Source organism: Sphingomonas sp. PAMC 26617 (assembly GCF_000242835.1).
GTDB lineage: Bacteria > Pseudomonadota > Alphaproteobacteria > Sphingomonadales > Sphingomonadaceae > Sphingomonas.
On sequence record NZ_JH594425.1, the window covers coordinates 1,584,286 to 1,601,498 of the forward strand.

Annotated in this window: 17 protein-coding genes and 1 pseudogene; 4 read left to right on the forward strand and 14 right to left on the reverse strand. The window is 61.7% G+C overall.

What is annotated here, in order from left to right; translation table 11 throughout:
• A partial coding sequence (locus tag RH91_RS23060) for a hypothetical protein (RefSeq protein ID WP_010161895.1) occupies positions 1-332 on the reverse strand: 332 nt, incomplete at its 3' end.
• 45 nt (positions 333-377) lie between these two features.
• Between RH91_RS23060 and RH91_RS06900 the strand changes: the two genes are divergently transcribed.
• Complete coding sequence (locus RH91_RS06900) at positions 378-2,267, forward strand: hypothetical protein (protein WP_232283428.1); 1,890 nt, start codon at positions 378-380, stop codon at positions 2,265-2,267.
• Positions 2,268-2,300: 33 nt separating this feature from the next.
• Here RH91_RS06900 and RH91_RS22810 read toward each other — a convergent pair whose 3' ends face one another.
• From RH91_RS22810 to RH91_RS06925, 6 genes and pseudogenes are all read right to left on the reverse strand, one after another.
• Positions 2,301-3,827, reverse strand: a complete 1,527-nt coding sequence (locus RH91_RS22810) for a DUF6602 domain-containing protein (RefSeq protein WP_198283235.1) — start codon at positions 3,825-3,827, stop codon at positions 2,301-2,303.
• A 176-nt stretch (positions 3,828-4,003) separates the two neighbouring features.
• Positions 4,004-7,267, reverse strand: a complete 3,264-nt coding sequence (locus tag RH91_RS06910; RefSeq protein ID WP_010161898.1) for a DEAD/DEAH box helicase — start codon at positions 7,265-7,267, stop codon at positions 4,004-4,006.
• Complete coding sequence (locus RH91_RS06915; RefSeq protein ID WP_010161899.1) at positions 7,254-7,997, reverse strand: hypothetical protein; 744 nt, start codon at positions 7,995-7,997, stop codon at positions 7,254-7,256. The genes RH91_RS06910 and RH91_RS06915 overlap by 14 nt, the downstream gene beginning before the upstream one ends.
• 53 nt (positions 7,998-8,050) lie before the next feature.
• The gene (locus tag RH91_RS06920; protein ID WP_010161900.1) at positions 8,051-9,370 is read right to left on the reverse strand and encodes a hypothetical protein; all 1,320 of its coding nucleotides are present in this window, start codon (positions 9,368-9,370) and stop codon (positions 8,051-8,053) included.
• A 21-nt stretch (positions 9,371-9,391) separates the two neighbouring features.
• A pseudogene (locus tag RH91_RS23580) lies at positions 9,392-9,484 on the reverse strand (SEC-C metal-binding domain-containing protein); the annotation flags it as partial.
• Between the two features lie 19 nt (positions 9,485-9,503).
• Positions 9,504-9,935 (reverse strand): hypothetical protein, encoded by a 432-nt coding sequence (locus RH91_RS06925; RefSeq protein WP_010161901.1) that lies wholly within the window; start codon positions 9,933-9,935, stop codon positions 9,504-9,506.
• 295 nt (positions 9,936-10,230) lie between these two features.
• Between RH91_RS06925 and RH91_RS06930 the strand changes: the two genes are divergently transcribed.
• Both RH91_RS06930 and RH91_RS06935 read left to right on the forward strand, forming a co-directional pair.
• Positions 10,231-10,428: a hypothetical protein gene (locus tag RH91_RS06930; RefSeq protein WP_010161902.1), complete on the forward strand. Its 198-nt coding sequence runs from the start codon at positions 10,231-10,233 to the stop codon at positions 10,426-10,428.
• 60 nt (positions 10,429-10,488) lie between these two features.
• Positions 10,489-11,412 (forward strand): hypothetical protein, encoded by a 924-nt coding sequence (locus tag RH91_RS06935; protein WP_010161903.1) that lies wholly within the window; start codon positions 10,489-10,491, stop codon positions 11,410-11,412.
• Positions 11,413-11,424: 12 nt separating this feature from the next.
• On the opposite strand, the gene RH91_RS06940 is transcribed toward RH91_RS06935, so the two are convergent.
• Positions 11,425-12,294, reverse strand: coding sequence for a hypothetical protein (locus RH91_RS06940; protein WP_010161904.1), 870 nt, complete (start codon positions 12,292-12,294; stop codon positions 11,425-11,427).
• A gap of 52 nt (positions 12,295-12,346) precedes the next feature.
• Positions 12,347-13,516, reverse strand: coding sequence for a HEPN domain-containing protein (locus tag RH91_RS06945; RefSeq protein WP_010161905.1), 1,170 nt, complete (start codon positions 13,514-13,516; stop codon positions 12,347-12,349).
• Positions 13,517-13,617: 101 nt separating this feature from the next.
• Here RH91_RS06945 and RH91_RS06950 point away from each other — a divergent pair, with 101 nt between their 5' ends.
• Complete coding sequence (locus tag RH91_RS06950; RefSeq protein ID WP_010161907.1) at positions 13,618-14,181, forward strand: hypothetical protein; 564 nt, start codon at positions 13,618-13,620, stop codon at positions 14,179-14,181.
• Between the two features lie 172 nt (positions 14,182-14,353).
• Here the strand turns inward: RH91_RS06950 and RH91_RS22290 are convergent, their stop codons facing one another.
• The 5 genes from RH91_RS22290 to RH91_RS06965 form a co-directional block, all read right to left on the reverse strand.
• Positions 14,354-14,509 (reverse strand): hypothetical protein, encoded by a 156-nt coding sequence (locus tag RH91_RS22290; RefSeq protein WP_157136872.1) that lies wholly within the window; start codon positions 14,507-14,509, stop codon positions 14,354-14,356.
• The gene (locus RH91_RS06955) at positions 14,506-15,150 is read right to left on the reverse strand and encodes a hypothetical protein (protein WP_010161908.1); all 645 of its coding nucleotides are present in this window, start codon (positions 15,148-15,150) and stop codon (positions 14,506-14,508) included. Before RH91_RS06955 ends, RH91_RS22290 begins: the two co-directional genes overlap by 4 nt.
• A 79-nt stretch (positions 15,151-15,229) precedes the next feature.
• Positions 15,230-15,940 carry a hypothetical protein gene (locus RH91_RS06960; RefSeq protein ID WP_010161909.1) on the reverse strand — a complete coding sequence of 237 codons (711 nt, stop codon included), beginning with the start codon at positions 15,938-15,940 and terminating at the stop codon, positions 15,230-15,232.
• Positions 15,941-16,018: 78 nt separating this feature from the next.
• On the reverse strand, positions 16,019-16,183 hold the full coding sequence (locus RH91_RS22295; RefSeq protein ID WP_157136873.1) for a hypothetical protein: 165 nt from the start codon (positions 16,181-16,183) through the stop codon (positions 16,019-16,021).
• A gap of 27 nt (positions 16,184-16,210) precedes the next feature.
• The gene (locus RH91_RS06965; RefSeq protein WP_010161910.1) at positions 16,211-17,140 is read right to left on the reverse strand and encodes an HNH endonuclease; all 930 of its coding nucleotides are present in this window, start codon (positions 17,138-17,140) and stop codon (positions 16,211-16,213) included.
• Positions 17,141-17,213: the final 73 nt, after the last annotated feature.

Below are 17,213 nucleotides of genomic sequence, written 5' to 3' on the forward strand. Positions count from 1 at the left end.
TAGCAGCGCGACTGGACGCGCGCCTGATAGTAACCGGCCAAGGAGATCCGCCAGTCCAGCTGTCCGGCCTTGAGCAGATCAAGATCGGTCGGCCGAGCCTTGCGCTTAAGCAACGGATCGCGGGTGTCGGAGAGCTTCACGGTGGCGCTGTTCTGGAGGCGCTCAAAGCGGTCGGCAACGGGTACGAGGCCGCAGTGATTGGGTCGATCGCAGGGAAGGTCGAGCATAACCAATCTCGCCAAAGCCTTTTGGACATGTTCGTCCGCGAGCGGCTCGGCGAGCAGGCGAGGCCTGGCGCGCTCGGTCTCCGCCGACTTGCAGCGAATTTTCATTCAGTTTTGGCCTTCTCAATCTCCGAAAGCGCGTTTGATGAGCTAATGCTGGAGCATGTTGTCCCTGAGGCCGCGAGCTCCGCCCTGTTCGCGTCGGGCCTGCTAGTGCGCCATTCCGGGCGCGTTTCCTTTGCCCATGAAATACTCCAGCATGCCTGCGCCGCCCATGGCCTGGCGATATCTGTCGCGCGCGATCCGGCGACGTGGTCCGTACTCCTTGACACTCCGCCGTTTGAGGACATCGCTGGCGACGTCCTGTCGGTCGTTGAACATGCTGATGTTACGGGCGCCATTCTCAAGGCTTCAAGCCGGCCGGCGATGCTGCGCGCAGCCATGCTTGGCCTACACGGCGACATTGCGCAGGCAACGGCAGAATCGCTTCTCAATTTCGTCTATCAAGACTGTTTGGACGAGATTGGCGGTCTCTCGCTGGTCGTCCTACCAGGAGACAAAGTCAAAATCGACTGGGACCCGGACAGCTTGCGAGGCTGGACGTGTGAGGAGCAGGCAAGGCTCACGGCGCTAGGTCTCGACTTCTGTACCGATCGCGGCGTGGCGCGTCATCTCGCGCTCTGCAGCGCCATGGACTCGCGGCTCTATGGGGAGCGGCAACGCGTCTTCGAGGACGCCAAGGCTGCTGGTTGCCGCCGGCTGCGGAGCGCGGCGTTCGAACTGGCTTATTATGGTTTCGGCATGGAGACCGGGTTCGGTTGTATCTGCCGCGCTGTCCAACACGATATCGGCGACCCGCCCGAGGAGATTCGCCAGCGGCAGTTCGATGTTACCAGCCTCACCTCCGGCCAGCTGCTCTTCTATCTCGAGAAGCGTCATTCGCTGGTGCCGAAAAGCGGGCAAGAAGCCTTTGCCGAGCAACTAATTTACTGCCTTGAGCAGCGCTTCGCGATGGAGCCTTATCATGTCAGGCTGGCGATCCTGACCACCGCAGGGTTCGCACGCACAGCATCCGACGAGCTGACGAACCGCCTAATCAGCGCAGTTCAGGCGCTTGAAGTGGCTTTGGGCGACTTCGGGATAAATTCGGCTGTTGTTGAGGCCCTGCAGTTCCTTGGCGCGCTCGACGATCCGAGTGACGAATATCGCCACCAGGTCCAAGCGGAGATCATGTTTGCGATTGGCGGACAAGCCACGGCGGATTCCTGCGAAAAGGCGCTGATGCTAGCCGGGGCGCAATTCGACCATCCCTATGGCGAGATCTACTACGCCGAGATCGAAAAATTGCCCGAGGAGCAGCGCCGGTCACTCTATCGGCGCGCGCTGGCGGCCGACACGCGATATTGCGGCAATCTCGCCTGGATGGTGCGCCAAGTTGCCTCTTGGGGCGAAGTCACCGACGCGCCCCGTATGCAGGTGCTGGCTCAGCTCCCCGATTCTACCAATGTCATGCCGCAAGAAGAATGGAGTGCCTTTGTCGACGCGGTCCGGTTCTTGGGCCGCCACGCTATCCCACTGGAAGATGTTTGTGTCGAAAGCGATGCCGAGCAGTGCCTGGCCCAGGTTCGCGCACTGGTGCACGCCGCCGAGGATCGTGCGAACGGTGGCGCTGCTTCGGCGTCGGCCTGGTCAGTCCTGCGGAGAATGCCTGTTGGGCATGCGATAGGGGCGCTTGGCGAAGTCCAACGCGCGCTTCTCGACGCGCACTGGAGCGAGCACGTCCAGTCATTCGAGCATCTCGACCTCATCAAAACCTATCCCCAGCAGACTCTTCAGCTAGCGCGAGCGTTTCTGGATGCGAAAGCCGATGCAACCTACGCGCACCGAGTCGCCTTCCACGAGGTGGGACCGCAATTCGCCTTCAATTCGATCGCGAGCGGAGGAAATCGCAGCGATCTGGAGCGGTTGCGGGCGCACAGTTTCGGACCGCAGGCGCGCATTGCGATCGCGGCGCTGAAGAAGCTGGATCTTGTTGCCGCCTAAGAGCGCTCTTGGTCGCGAGGAGGTCGGGTTGGATTAGCCCTCAGTCGGTGGTGCCGGGCGGACTGCTCGATAGAGCGACATGCCGCTCTCAGTCGGGGTGAGATCCGTCGTAGTGCTCAGCTCCTCCTTGCCTCTGAAATCTGTCTCGCGGGCGACTGTATCGACTCGCCGCTCCAACATGCCGAGCGCCATCAGATGCTCGATTGACAGCCAGGCATCGTCGCCAAGTTCGGCGCGGACCGTTTTCCAGACGTCGTGCTCGGGCGTATATTTTGTGGTGCCTGGTCGTTCTTGGGCGAAATACCATTCAAAAACTTCGGCATCCTTGGGAGTGAAGCGCGACAGGGTTTCAAGATGCCTGCGATCGGCAGCGTCCTGGTCACCGGCGGCGGCGCGAACGAGGAGCCGGGCGAATAGCTGCTGGATCTCAGGCTCGTCCTGTTTGGTCGCTTCCTCAAACCATACAAGGGCATAGCGCTCGGGAATTCTGACGTGGTCGACATTTGGCCCGAAGGCCCCGATTTCGGCACTCACGGCCTTCTGGATCGTGGCGGCGTTGTCGATCCGCCACGCTGTGGCCCGATCACCGATAAGTGCCGTCCAACTTTCGCTAAGCGCCGCGCTAATTGTAGCCGGCGACAGTCGCGCAGGCGCTACGATGCCGGTTACATCCAGACCCCCGCCGGGCGGAAGCGCCGAGATGCTCGCCCTTGGCTTGAAGATAACGTCGGCGAAGCCCGCATTCAGTACCTGACCATAGTCTATCGGCAGCAAATCCATCCAGCTGATGACGTGCAGTAACGTAAGCAGACCAAGGCCGATGGCCGCGCCCTCGACATGTTCATCGCGCAAATAAGGGAAAAAGAAGGAACTGTAGAACAAGGATGCCTTAATACCGTCCGCATCCAACAGCGCCGATGGCGTGAACAGCAGATCGTCGCCGAGGATCACCAGATCAGGCGCAAAATCGCCGCCGATCTGAATGCCTCCCGCCTTGGTTGCGCCTTTTGCGAAAGCCGACTGCCGGGCGAAAACCACCCCAAAGAGTTCGTTTTTCAATTCGGGCAGGTAAGCTGGCAGGTGATCCCATTTCGGCCGCTGAAAGCGCTGCTGTTCCTTGTAATTCGGGTTTGGATTGGATCGCCGCTTTGCCGCGAGTGCCTTGGCGGCTCTGACCTGTTCGACCGCCTTAGCGAGCGCCGCGGACTTCTGTAGCGTCGCGCCGATTTCTACACGGTGTTTGCATTCGATGTACGCAAAGGCGGCCTCTACCGGCACCTTCTCCTTGATGGCGAAGTTGGGCGAAATGGAGGACCGCAAGGTAGGGAATGCCATGCGGTCGTAAATGATTAGGTCATCGCCCGCCTGTTCGCCCTCGAAAGTGACGAGCGAACCGCGACACACGCCGTAACGCGCTGGCAATATATCGGCCAGCACCTCGCACAGTGCGACCTCGTATTCGTCGCCAAGGTCGAAATTATATTGCGCCTCGATCATGGAAAGACGCGCAGTCACTTTCCGGCTCAGCTTCCCGGCAAAATCGTCATAGGCCTTGCCCACGCCTCGCTCCTTTTCGGCTCGTCTATTCAGTGGCTCATGCCTCAGTACGGATGCTCACAGCCTGAGAGGTTCTACTGCAGCGGCTGGCGCTTGCCAGAGCTGCAGGCGATTTGATTACCGCCGAAGCTCTTCACAGGGCGCAGCGACCATCGGCAGTCTGTTTCACCCTCACCTCGCTAGGAAGGCTCAGCGGGTGGAATGAGAGCCCGCAAATGCCCGAACGCCAGATGTGCGTCGATCGACCGTAGGATGGTCTGGAAATCGGCACCCATCTGATCCGGCCGATTGGCAATGCGCTCGGCATAGGAGCGGTGCATGATGACGCGCGAGCGGATTGTCGTCGACCGATGCGCGAACGCGACCTTGTCGGGGGAATCGAGCCCTTTGCGGATCGCAACCGAGAGAATTTCGAGCACAGCGGGATTGGCCGAGACCTTTTCGGCTTCCTCCAGGGCATGTTGGACCAACGCTGTAAGCGCGCCCGTGATCATGTAAAAACGCCGGTTCATCAGCCGAAGCACGAAGTCGCGCGACCGTTTGCAGGTTCTGATCCTGGCTTGGGTAACGCCGAGCGAAGCTTCGATCGACGCGAAAGGCGCGCCGGTCAGCCAGCCGCGCAGCGCTGGCTTGAGCAACGCCATTTCGGCGTCCGTGCTGTCACCGCCGGTCTTCTTGCCGCGCGTGACGGCCTTGACCGTCTCCACGTCGCCACCGAACAGCAGTCCATAACTGGCGCGGTCAGCAATCAGAAAGTCTACCAGCCAGTCGCACCATTCGATAACCGTCGTCGGCAATGCGTCGATCTCGGCCGCGATCTTGGCGGCGAGCGCGGTCAGCGGCTCCAATTGCATGCCGCTGAACGCGGCGATCTTTACAGTTACGACCTCGGCGGCCTGAGCGTCGGCGTCTAGCGCGCCCTTGAGCGATGCGAGCTTGGCGTCTAAAGCAACCTCGGCGCCGATCTTACGGGCTTGGAAGGCGGCGAAGGACCGGTTCATCATCTGGATCGGCCGTTCGGGATCGGCATCCTCGCCCTCGCCGGCCCGAAGTCGGCTGAGGAAATAGCGAACATCCGGGCTGCCGATATCGCCGAGCTGAATTCGATCGAGCAGCGCCGTCAGCGGATCGTCGATCATGACGCATTGGTCATTAGCGGGCAGGACTTTTGAAAGCATGGCGAACGCTTCGCCCGTCGGTGTCCAGTCCATCTTAAAGGATACTGGCGGCTCCGGAATGAGGAGGACGGTGCCGTTAGCGAGATGGCCGGCACGGCCCGCTCGGCCAGCGGCGTTCAGGATTTCGTGGCCCTTGAGCGGCTCGCGCCCGTCCTCGTCGTGGCGCATCGTGCCAGCAAGGATTGCAACCTCGGCCGGCAGGTTCATGCCTTGGGCGAGTGTCGGTGTTGCGACGATCACACTGGCGCCGTCACGCCGGCGGAACAGCGACTCGGCCAATCGGCGCTCGATCGAAATCATGTCGCCATTATGGGGCAGAGCAGGCGCAGTCGGATCGAGCAGCGAATGCTGCCCCCCTCCTAGCTCAGCGATGATGTCCTGCCAGAAGTCGTTCTCGATTTCAGTCAGCGCGCCAACGGCCGGGATCCCGGCCTTTATCTTCTTCGCGGTGGTCGGTGCGTGATCGGCCTGGTTGACGAACATGATCGTCTTGAGACCGGCGCGTGCCGCGCTCGCAGCAAAGGACGCGCCGACCGTGTTGGAGTTGGGCGTTGCACCGGTGAGGCCATAATTGAGCGGCACGGTGCCGTCAGAGAGCCGAATGATCCGGCGATCCGCCGGTGCGTTGCGCACCCAGGTGTTTTGCAGGCCAAACAAGGCGAAAGGCGTCAGATCGAGCGACGGCTTATTGGCCGGTAGGTCGTTCCGCTCCGCAAAGTTGGCTGCGCGGACAGTCGTGTGAGCCCAGTCGAGCTGATTCTTGGCGTAGATCACGACGCCGCGCGCCTGACGGCTAGGCTTCCACGGATCGAGGAAGCTGAGACAGCGCCGGCCGGAAAGCTGTTCGAGCCATTCGGCGACATCAGGGGCGTTCTGCAGCATCGCCGAGAGGAGCAAATAGTCGGCCTGCGGGGCACGGCGAAGCGCGTGGAGCAGGCATAACATGGCATCGACGCTACGCGCGCCGCCCCCTGCGGGGCTCAACAGGTGACATTCGTCAAAGACGATAAGACCGAGTTCGGAGACATCGGCGTCGGCGAAGCTGAGCACTGCTAGCAGGCGTTCGGGCGTCATCACCTCAATTGCGCCGAGTTCGGGGCCGGAGATGAACGCGACAAGGTCGCCATCGGCCGAAATCTCATAATTGGCGAGGCTTTTGGGGAAGCTGTCGGATAAATCGTCGCGAAGCTGGTCGACAAGCGCGAGCGTCGGCACGAGAAAGATCACCTTGCGGCCGGCGCTGAGAGTCGCAGCGATCTTGAGTTCCGAGAGAGTAGTCTTCCCCGCCCCTGTCGGAAGCACCAGCACCGCCGAGGTTCCGGCGTCGAGGAAGCCGGTCGCCACTGCCTCCCGGTGGTTGGGCCACAGCGTGGGCTTGGTCAGGGCGCGATGGCGTAGCCAGCGCCGCCAAGCGGGTTCCGCCGCTCCCGCTGGCGCTGACAGGTTCGCGATGCCGGCTCCTTCCAGGCCGTCGGCGACATGGCGCAGCAGGCGCGCAAGGTGGCGCGGGCCGGCATAGGCTGAGACCAGCCTCGCGCCGGCTCCGGCTGGCGCGACATCGGCAGTGGCTAGTTGGGTGACGCGGTCGAACAGCGCCTGCGGCGTCTCACGCAACGGATAGGCGAGCGCCGGTGGCGGCTGATCCAGCAAGCGGGCGACAAGGTGGATGAGACCCGCCCAGCAAAGGCCATACAGCCCCTGGGTCGCCTGTTCGGTCAGATCATCGTCGGGAGACGGCTGTAGCCGGCCAAGTCGCTCGGCGCGTTCGAGGATCGAAGTGAACCGTTCCTGCGCAAGGTCCTGGATGCTTTCGAGGAGGGCGCCACGATGGATATCCTCGAGACGGCCGACACCAAGCCCCCGAGCCGCTTCCCGGGCGTCGGGGCTTTGCTCGGCGATTAGAAACAGCAAGGGCGCGGCGATGCGTGGATGGATGGCGCCCGCGCTCAGGAAAGCAGCGCGATCAGGAGCGACCGGCATGACGCGGCCGAGGATCTGATATGCGGTGCCGGCAACGAAAGCAGCGGCCCGGCGGGTATCGCCCTCGATCGTGTCGTCGACCTGCGCCTCGTAGACTGCCGCAATCCGTGCGAGCCGTTCGACTTGGGCGAGGTAGTCGGGCGCGTCCGCGAGCTGGGTGGCGCGCAGGCGGAGGCCGGCGAGCTCGGCATAGATGGCGGTGAGTTCCTGCGGCAGGAACTGCGGGTCAACGCCGCGGAGCGGCGGTGCGGAGCGAATTAGTGCGGCGGTTTCAGCGTCGAACATCGAATGCCTCGATCTTCGCCCAGACGAGGGCGGCGAACCCCGCGAACCAGCTACGGACATCGTCGAGGGGCATCGTATTGCCGCCGCGCGTGACGATGTCGCCCGCGATCGCGTCATAGCCGGTGAAGAGCGCCAGTCGCTCGGCGGCGCCAAAGCCACTTGGTGCCACGGTCAGCGACGCCTGGAAGGCGAGAGGTCGGGCGCGAATCAACTGATCATAGGCGGCATTACGCTCGTCGCTGGTGAAGCCGAGTTCGATCAGCAGAGTGATGGCCGCTTGTGCGAGCTGATTGTCGCGTTCGCCCGAGACATATTCTCGGAAAGCCGCGAGCACGTCCTGGGAAAAGAGCTGTCGCCAGTTGGTGGTGCACTTATATTCATAAACGGTCGCACGAGTGAGCGTGCGCGTGATCGGGTCGACGGTCACCTTGAGACAATCGGTGCCCTGATTGGTCGCCTTCAGGTGGGGATCGGAGATGGCATCGTTGGGCGTAGCAGTCAGGCGTGCGGCAACCCAGCTGATGATCTCGAAGAGCAGCCCGTCGCGATGGTAGATCTTCGGATTGCTCACCGGATGGAGCTCGATCCGCAATTTCTCCTTGAGCGCGGCGCTAATAATCGGCGGTGTGCCGACCGGGTGGGAGCCGTCGAGGATCATGGCGGCATGGAGCGCACGACCGATCATGATCTGCGCACAGACCTCGGCGAGCGCATCGCCGTCGGCGACCATCCAGTCCGTGCCAAGGCATTGTGGGGGTGTCGCTGTGGGCAGGACTGTCAGTGTCATTCGCAGGCCTTGTCGGAGGGCGGCTGTTTGCGGCGACGCGCTGCCACCGCATCATCGACCAAATTGTTCAGGTTCACGCCGAGGCCAGCGATGTTCGGTTGGACCATGAACCAGCGCGACAGCGAGCTGATCCAGTCGAGCAGGCGGCTCGATTTGGGAACCGGGGTTCCAGCCGTGATCGCCGCCCGGGCACGTTCGATGGCGAGCTGGTATTTCACATTCTCAAGCGCGAAATATTGGCGGGCCGGTGTGACCGCCTTGAGCTTGGCGGCGGCATCGTCGAGCCGCGCGCCGTCGCGCAGCGCTATGGCGATCGCTGCATAAGCGATGGCGAAGTCGGCGCGCTCGGGCGGGTTCAGCACATCGAATTCGATCGATTCGATGGTCGCGAGCGCCTCCTCCTTTCGGCCCTGCATCAGGCGGCAGCTGGCCTCAAAGATCTGGTTGGCGGGATCACAGTCAAGTGCGAAGCCGGCGGCATAGGCCAGGGCGCCCTCTTCCCACTGCCCGCTGAGACGCAGAACGTCGCCGAGGCACCGGTAGAGATGACCGACGCCAGCGGGTGTAAAGTGATCAGTTCGCATCACGAGCGTTTTCAGGCGCCTCGCAGCTTCGACGAAGCACTCGCGGTCCGGTCGCGCGATCCCTGCCACTTCGAGCAATTTGCAGAACCACAATTCGACGTTCGGGCCGAAGGGTCGCTCATCTTCAGATTCCCGTCCGATCCGCAGCGCGGCATCGGTAGTCGCGATGGCGCCGGCTTTATCGCCGGCCAGCGTGAGCTCGACGCCCTTGGCCGCAGCATATTGAAAGCGCGCGCTGCGGGACTCGGTCAGCTCGAGAACGCGGTCATAGAGCTTGAGCTTGTCGACCAGCGCGATGGTCTCACCATTGAGGTCGATGTGCAGTTGCAGGAGTTCGAGGTCAGTCTCTTCCGAAGTGATCGAACCGAGCTTGGCGAGGTCACGGCGCGCGCCGGCGGTGTCGTCGAGCAGATGCGCCGTCATCGCCTGCTGGTAGGTCAGTTTCCGCTGCCAGCGAGGATCGTCGACGTTGGCGCGCAGCCGCTCGATCACCTGCGGAAATTCCGCAAGCCTTCCCAGCCGTGAATAGATGGCACTGAGGTGCTCAACCGAGTCGTTGAGAGCCTCGATGTCGATGCTCAGGATTTGGATTTGCTCGGGCGGGAGTCGGCGCATCATCGGCACCGTGTTGGTACGGTGATAGATTGTATATTGCGTCAGGTCAGCGCGAAGAGCGCGAAGCACCTTAGGCCATTGCTCCTTGCGCGCGGGTTCGCGCCAAGCGTCACCCATATCGTGACCCGGCAGATGGTCGCGACAGCATTCGCGAAACAACTTGCCCGATCCGCATAAGCACGGGTCGGTTCGGCGAGGGAGGGCAAGCCCCCGTGATCCTAGTGACGTCATATTCTCAATCGCCGCCGCCCTAGCTCGTCCACAGTTCGAACGCCGCCTGCACCTGGTCTACCCTCACGGACGCTTTCCTTCGATCCTCGACAGGCGCGTAAGTGATGGCCACCCCATTCATGGATTCTGGCTCGGCGGGAGCGGCGAGGAGCGTGACTTCCATCCACTGGCCATCGTCCGACACGCCATTTATAGTTTCGACGCCGAGGATGTCTCCAGAGGCAATCAGGAGTCCGAACCCCCAAACATCATTCGCCATTCGATCGATATACCAGACCGGCAGAATTTCAGTCATTCGGGCAGGGTCTGAGACCATGCCGATTTTTCGCTGCACCAACGCCAGCTGCTTACGCGACGTTTCGGTCGCGACCCATGCAATGCGCCCGCTCACGATCGCCACGATCAGCGAGGCTCCCGCAATTGCCAGAGTGACTATTTCATTGCCGGTCATTTCGGAGGTTTAATGGCTTTCTCAAGCCTGTAGTAGTCGTGATTTTTATGCAGCCTCCCTTTTTGAACATGCTCGCGACGGAACGAGTAAAACCGCGCCATCGCATTTGGCAGCCGCTTCCTCGGTGGAATGCGTGGCGGCACGCCACTATGGTCTGTTCATGAACTCAGAGACCATCGCCAAGCTCGCGATCGCGGAGCAATTATGACCCGACTCGCCCTCGGGGCGGCCGCGTCCCTTTGATTCAGCTTTTGGAGTTCTGGCATCGTTGATCGATCGTGGTTAGGCTTGGAGCGTGAACCCTGACGATGAAGCGAGAGCCTATCAAATCGCGCGCGAGCTGATCGCGAAGCATGGCGACGAAGTCGCGGCCGTTCTGCAAGCAAAGATCGACGAGCTGATGGCGTTGAAAGATCTTGAACAGCTGTCAGCCTGGTTTGTGATCAGAAACGCCGTCGCCCTCACTCTGGTATCTGACACGACGGTTCACTAGGTTAGGTGCTGATGATCGGATTGGACGCGTTCGCCTCCAGCAGCAAATCTGGAGACGGACATGAAATTCATTTTCGCTTGCGACGAATCCGGCGCCAAAGGTTATGCGGACCAGGATGAGCAATACCCAGGACAGGTCGGGGTATTCGCTGGACTGCTCGTCCCAGAGTCCGTCCTCGCCCAGACCGAAACTGCATTGGAAGCGGCGATCGCGCCGAACCGCGGGACCGACGGCAAGCTCCATATCACCGGCCTGCAGGCGGCAGCCCAAGCGGCCTTGCGGCACGATCTTTATGACGCGATCCGCCGGTGCCAACTGCCGTGCTTCTGGTATGCTATCCACGTCGCCGGCTTTCACGCCCATCACAACTGGATGGTGGGATTGCTCGATGATGCGGCCGAGCAGGCCCGCACCCTGGGGAACGGTGTGAAGACGGGATCGTCGCGCGAGAAGCCGGATTCCCTTCATGTCGAGCTGTTCCGGGCTCTATACGGGCATATGGTCGCCTTCATTGAGGAACGCTCTCCGGGTGAAGTCGAGATTGAGGCGCGCACCGATCGCGTGGATACGCCGATCGCGAAATCTTTCCGTCGCGAAGCTGACCGACTGCTCGACACGGCTCCGCGGAAGACTGTCGCCAGTGGGTTCGATCCCGTCGCGAACAAGGTCATCAAGCGCGAAATTCATTTCGACACGCATTGGCCAGAGGAGCTGCGTATCACCACGCAGGTGAAGTCTCTTGACCTCAAGATCGTCAGCGACACCGACCCCGTCGTGGTGGCGGCCGATGTGCTCGCGAACAGCCTTTACCACCACTTTCGCAATCGCGGACCCGATGAACTCTATGCGGAGCTCAATCGGCCGATCGCCGTGGCAGGCCATCCGCTAGCGGAGAGCCTGGATGCGTTTTGTAACTGGGGCGGCGGCGATCTGATCGGCGATCGAATGTTCCGGCATCCGAAGGCGAAACCAATTGCCGACTGAACGTCCGCAGGCTCAGGCTGCCGCCTCGGTCGAGAGCGATATGGGAAGCACCCAATCCTCGCCGACATAGGCGCCATACTTCCTGAGGATCGCGCGGACGATTCGAGACGTATCCCACACCAGCTTGTCGCCAGACAACACGCCGTTGAAATAGGTGCTGATCGCAGCGAGCTGCATGTCGATGACATCGTTGACCCGAAGATGCTCGGCCCGGCCGGTTTGGCGACCCTGCTGAACCCAGAGAATATAGTAGACCATCATGCACAGAGAGTAGCGGAAGCCGAACATCCCCCTCGCTTCGGTGACCTTTATACCCTTCCGATTGAGCGGCGCGTGATTATCCACGCAAAATCTGGCCGTCGTCTCTTTCAGCAGCCGAAAAAGCGTTTGCTGCGTGTCTTCGCTGACACCTTCGCCGGTCCGCAGCTGCTTGATCTGCAGCTGCTTAAACTCCCTGGTCATGCTGACCAGCGCATCTTCGAGGCCCTCCATCTGCTTCCCAAGCTCCGCGATCACATTGACCGCCTCCTCTTCGAGTTCGGTCATGCGCGCCTTCAGCCGATCGGGCGGCGGTAGCCTCATGAGGTCAGCCGAAATTTGGTCGAGCTCTATGCCGGCGTCATAGTCGAACAGCCGATCGACATCCGCGCTCGAGGTGATGTTCAACTCCAAAATTTCGTACGTCTTTTTCAAGACGAACACTTGAGTAGGGAACTGGGACGTTATCTGGAGAGACTCTCGCGAGGTAGAAACAGCGTTCCTCTTCCGCATCTCGATCAGGGTAAGGTCTGATAGCGCGATATGATGGTCGCGCGACGCGCGCAGATAAGCCTTGAGGTCGGGATTTCGTAGCGCGTTCGAGTCAGCGAGCAACATTGCCATGCGTCACCCGTAGAGGCTGCCGAACAAATTTGAAGCCGAGACCGGTCCCGCTCTATCCTACTCCGCCCATGGTGAGGTTTGACCAATCCGGGAAACGACCCCGGGCGGCGATCGCCTTGAGGATTTGGGCGACGAGCTTGTCGGCGTCGTTGAGATCGACCTTCGACTTCTTCGGCAATGTTCCTTCGTGCACGGCTTTTGACCGCGCATGGTAAAGCGCCTTGATGTCGCCGAAGATGGCGGCGCGCGCTTCAGCATCGTCGCCGAGCAGCCAGGCCGCCCGGCTGCCGATCTTGTGAGTGGTCTCAGTGTTGCTGGAACTGTCGCCGTGCATCAGCGCGATTTCGGCGGCGATCCCGAGTTCGAGTGCCTGATCGACGGGACTGCGCGCCATGCGGGCGCGGCCCAGCCGATCAATGGCGCGGACCAGGCTTTCGCTATCGGCGAAGCTGGCGAGTTGATCAAAGGCCAGCTTCACGGAAGCGGCCTCGGTCGGAAAGGAAACGACCGGATAGGCTGCAATCGGACGGGACGCGATATTTCCATCGCCACCGACGAACAGGGATCGGCGGTCGGGAACCTGCATGGAGATTGGGAGCGCGACCTCTCCCGTGCCAGCCAGCAGGCAGGCGAGTCTGACCTGCTGACGGATGTTGTCTCGGTCAGTCGCGGCCGGGCTGGTGGCCCCGGTCTTGTCGTTCACCGCGCGCTGCGTTCGGGTATCGAAAGCAGGTTCTACCCGGTAGGTTTGCGCGAGATAGGAGGTACCGGTGGGCAGGTTGGGAAGCGCCATCCAGCGGTGGATTGGATGCGGTTCCCACCATGGCGAGACCTCCGACGCGGGAACGATTCTGATGCCGTCGGCGAGTTCGCATTCGGCATCGATGTCCACGCCGAAGATTGGTGAAACGTCGAGATAGGTCGCCGAATTGCGCGCCGTCTCATCGTGGAGCGCCGCCAATATTGCATCGGGCATTTCGCCGGCCACGAGACGATCGACCGCCCAATCTCCAAAGCGTGTACTCGCAATAAGGCTGCCGCCATCACCGCTAAAAATGCGGGTTTCGGCATAGGCGTCGAAGGGAGGCAATGCGGAGAGCCCGCTCTCCAGACGCTGTACTGCATCCGGGCGCCACTGTGCGAAATGCTTTCCCCGATGGATGTCGCCCAATTCCTGGCGGATCGTCTCGAGCAGTTCGATTGCGGCAGTGCTAGTCACCATACCCCCAGACGTCGTTAATTCAGTCGACCGTGATAGCGAAATCGTACGCGTTATGCTCGTATCGTCGACGAGGGGCGGCGCTGATGCGACATCGTGCCCTAATGGTCATTGAATGGGATGTGGGAGTGAATGTGGGAGAGGCTAAAGTCCGGCGCGAGCAGTTGCGTCAAAAGATGCTGGTGGAGCTCGATCGGTGGATGACGCCGTCCTTGCCCGAGGAAGATGCGCTCAACGATGAGATCAGAAATCTTCGCTTTTACCGGGTCAATCGCGCCCCGCCGGACCAGCTCGCTTACATGCGGATGGAGCCACAGCAATGCCATCAGAATGCGGGAGCTTATGTGCGTCTCGATCCATCAGGGGAGAGCCGCCACGTGTCGGGATGGTGGAAGCGGGGCGCCATATTCTTCTTCCACTCGGTGATTCTGACGCAAACGAAATTGTTCTGCGTAACTCCGCATCATGACTCTTCACCGCTCGAGTTCGCGCCCGACTTCGAGATTGCGTGGATCGAAGCGGACGGCGTGATGAATTCAAACCGTCGGGGAAAGCCCGTGCCCTTTCTTGTGCGCGACTTTCCCGAACAGGTCATTCGCGAAGCGACCGCCGCTCGCGAGTCGCTTGTTGCGGGTGCTGACCCGCGGTCCATCAAGCTATTGATGTAACTGGCGCTTGCTGATGGATCGCGGCGCGGATTGCCACCAGCGTTCTCAACCAGGAACGGCGCCGCCTCAGCCAGCTGCCCGATGACATCCATTTCCACCTGTCGCCGGATTTTGCGCGGTCAGCGCGAGCGCTTCCGTCATGGCAGGTGAAAATTGGCGACGCGGTCCTCCGCTACACCGCTGGCGGGGTGACGGTATCCGACGGCCGATCACTCGATGCCATGCCATAATAAGCCGTCGTTGGAATGGACTGCTCGTCGGAGAGATGTTCGACCAGATTAAAGGGCTGCGGTCGACCATAACGCTTGGGTTCGATCGGTTCACTCATGCTGCAGCCGGTCCCATGCCGCGCTGTCTGATCGGCACATAGAGGTAGCGGGAGCGTCCGCCGGCACCGCCCAGATCGGAATAGTCCTGCCAGCGCAGGTCGTAGCTGCCCGACACGATCAGCGGTTCGGCGCGTCCCTTTGTTGTGCCGGCCCCTGCCGCCGCTGCCCAGCTGAGGGTGCCGGTCAGATTGGTGAGATCGGACAGAGCGAACGCGGCATCGATCGTGTCCGCCCGGCGCCGGCTCGACCAGTATGCGGGGTCGTTGGTCAGAACCAGAACTGCGGCGGGTGCGCCGAACCGCGCGGCGAAGCGCTCCATCCTGACGATGTCCTTGACGACGTCGTAGCGGCGGATGTCGTGCGCGCTCTGGTGCTTGAGCGCGAAGATTTCGTCGTCGATCGTCGTCTGCACCGAACGGCAGAGATATTTGAGCTCGAGGCCGAATTGCGCGGCGCCCTTGCGCAGCAGGATGTCGAGACTGGCGCGGCTGTCGATACCGATCGGATATTCGAGCCGCAGCGCAAGATCGGAATCATGCGCGCGGATTTCGTGCGCCAGCTCATGCTGGAGATCGGCCTCGCTGTGGAAGATCGGGCGGCGTTTACCGAGCGACGCCAGCACCGGTTCGATGGTGATCATGCTGGGCGTACTCCATCCACAAGCTTGGTCCTGCGGCGCCAGCGCGCGCTAACCAATCGCGATGCCGCACGGTAGAACACTAGCGCCGACGCCCCGACTTTAGCGCCCGCCGCTTTCGGGCAAGGGAGGTTTCGGGACCGTTAGGATAGAGCCGGTCGAAGATCGCACGGATCCCATCCCACCGCCCAACGGTCCGGAGGTGATCAATCGTTTCCGCCAAGCTGGTAGCGCGCGCCTTGTAGCGACCGACCAGTTGGGTCCGGACCATGGTGCCCGCGTCCAGCTTCGCGGGACAGGAGACAGGCGGATCGGCGGAGAAGCACCAATACGCAGCCATTGCGGCGAGTCCGGGCGGACCAAGCAGCGTGATCAGCTGGCGATCGAGCAGCATTGCGCAGCGATAGTAGACGTCCGATGCCAGGATCGCGTGACGCGGCCGCCAGTCCACGGTCCTGCCTTCGTTGACGGCGGGAAGAGAAACCTTCCATCGACCGACACGCTTGGGCCAGCGGTCGAGCGTGTCCATTAACGCCGCATCGGCGCGGAGAGCCGCAAGCTGTGCGTTCGCACGATTGGAGCGGTGCACGACGCAGTTCCGCGCGACATTGAAGAATTGCGCCATGCGGGCGAGGTCGACGATTGCGGTCGGGGCGATGCCGAAGATCGCGTCGAGACCATCCATGGCCGATGTGCCGTCGGCCGTCGCACCCTGCGCAGCGAGTCCCCCGCGGTCGAACTCCGCCCTTGCCCCGGTCAGAAAGTCCTCGAACGCGGCCGTGGCGCGCACCAAGCCTAGCTCGGCGAGAAAGCCGGCGGCGTCCTTGACCGGCGCCTCGAGGTTACGCCAGCGCGTTTCGCTGCCCCATGGCTAGCCGCCCGTCGGCAAGGCGAGCACGTCGCCAGCCGCGCCCGTCAGGGCTCGCTGGGAGACGGATTCGAGCGCGCCGAAGCTGATCTTGACGTTGCGGTTGAATGCGTTGTGAAATTCAACCAAGCGAACCGCGGGTTCGCTCAATGCATTGTCGATTTCCATCCATCCCCCCAATTGCCGAACGAGCGATCAGTTCGCCGACTGATAATATTCGAAACGGGCCGCCAGTCGGTCTCGATCCGGTCGATCGATGATGCGGCCCGGCATCAACAGCGTTTTACCGCGCATTGCCTTGATGCCCTGCTCGAGCATCGGCCCATCGTTCATCGCGAACAACTGTTCGGAAACGTGAATGCGATAGTCGGCGTCGATGCCGATCAGGTTGGCGTCGAACGCGGCATGATGCACTTTGGAAAGCGGTAGCCCATTGGCGACAATCGGTTGCCCGAGCGTTTCATCGCCGTCAGCGATGATATGCGCGGCATCGAGCAACCGGCGCTCTGGGAGCCGCGATATCGCGCAGCGGCCGTCATAGGCGGTCAACACCGCCTCGCGGAATGTTGCCTGGTGCAATCGTTGACTGACCAGTCGCAGTGCGTATCGACGCTCGGGCGCTGGCGGGAGCGCCGTTGCCGATGCTGCGATCGGCATGCCGAACCCGATCTTGGCGATCAGTTCGGATGCCGACCAACCCGCGATAAAGCTCGGGTAAATGGCGGTGTACCGGCCCGGTGCAATCCCCAGAAAGTACAGCACGGGAATCTGCGCTTCCATGGCTTCCTTTAACCATCGGTTGTCGGCAGCATCCGGATTGGTGCCCATAAAGGCATAGTCGACCAGTTCTTCACCGCGGTGGATCTGATCGTGCACGCGCCGCTGATCATCGTACCAGACCCGCGCGCCGGTACGGGGATAGACCGTCCGGATGCTGAGCAAATGCCGCATGACGCGCGGCTTGAAAATCCCACGCTGTGGATTGACGAGCGGGATGCGCTCGCCGCGAAAGAGGAAACCTGCGGCGAGATCCTCGGAACTGAGCGGCCGGCCGGCAGCGAGCCGATCGAGCTGAGCAACCGCGGCCTGTCGCATGGCGGCATCGACAGAATCGTCCCCGCTCATTCGAGACCCGGCGTCTTACGTTGCCACGGACAAACAACGAACCTGGGGCCGTCTTGGCAGTCACTCCTCGCGC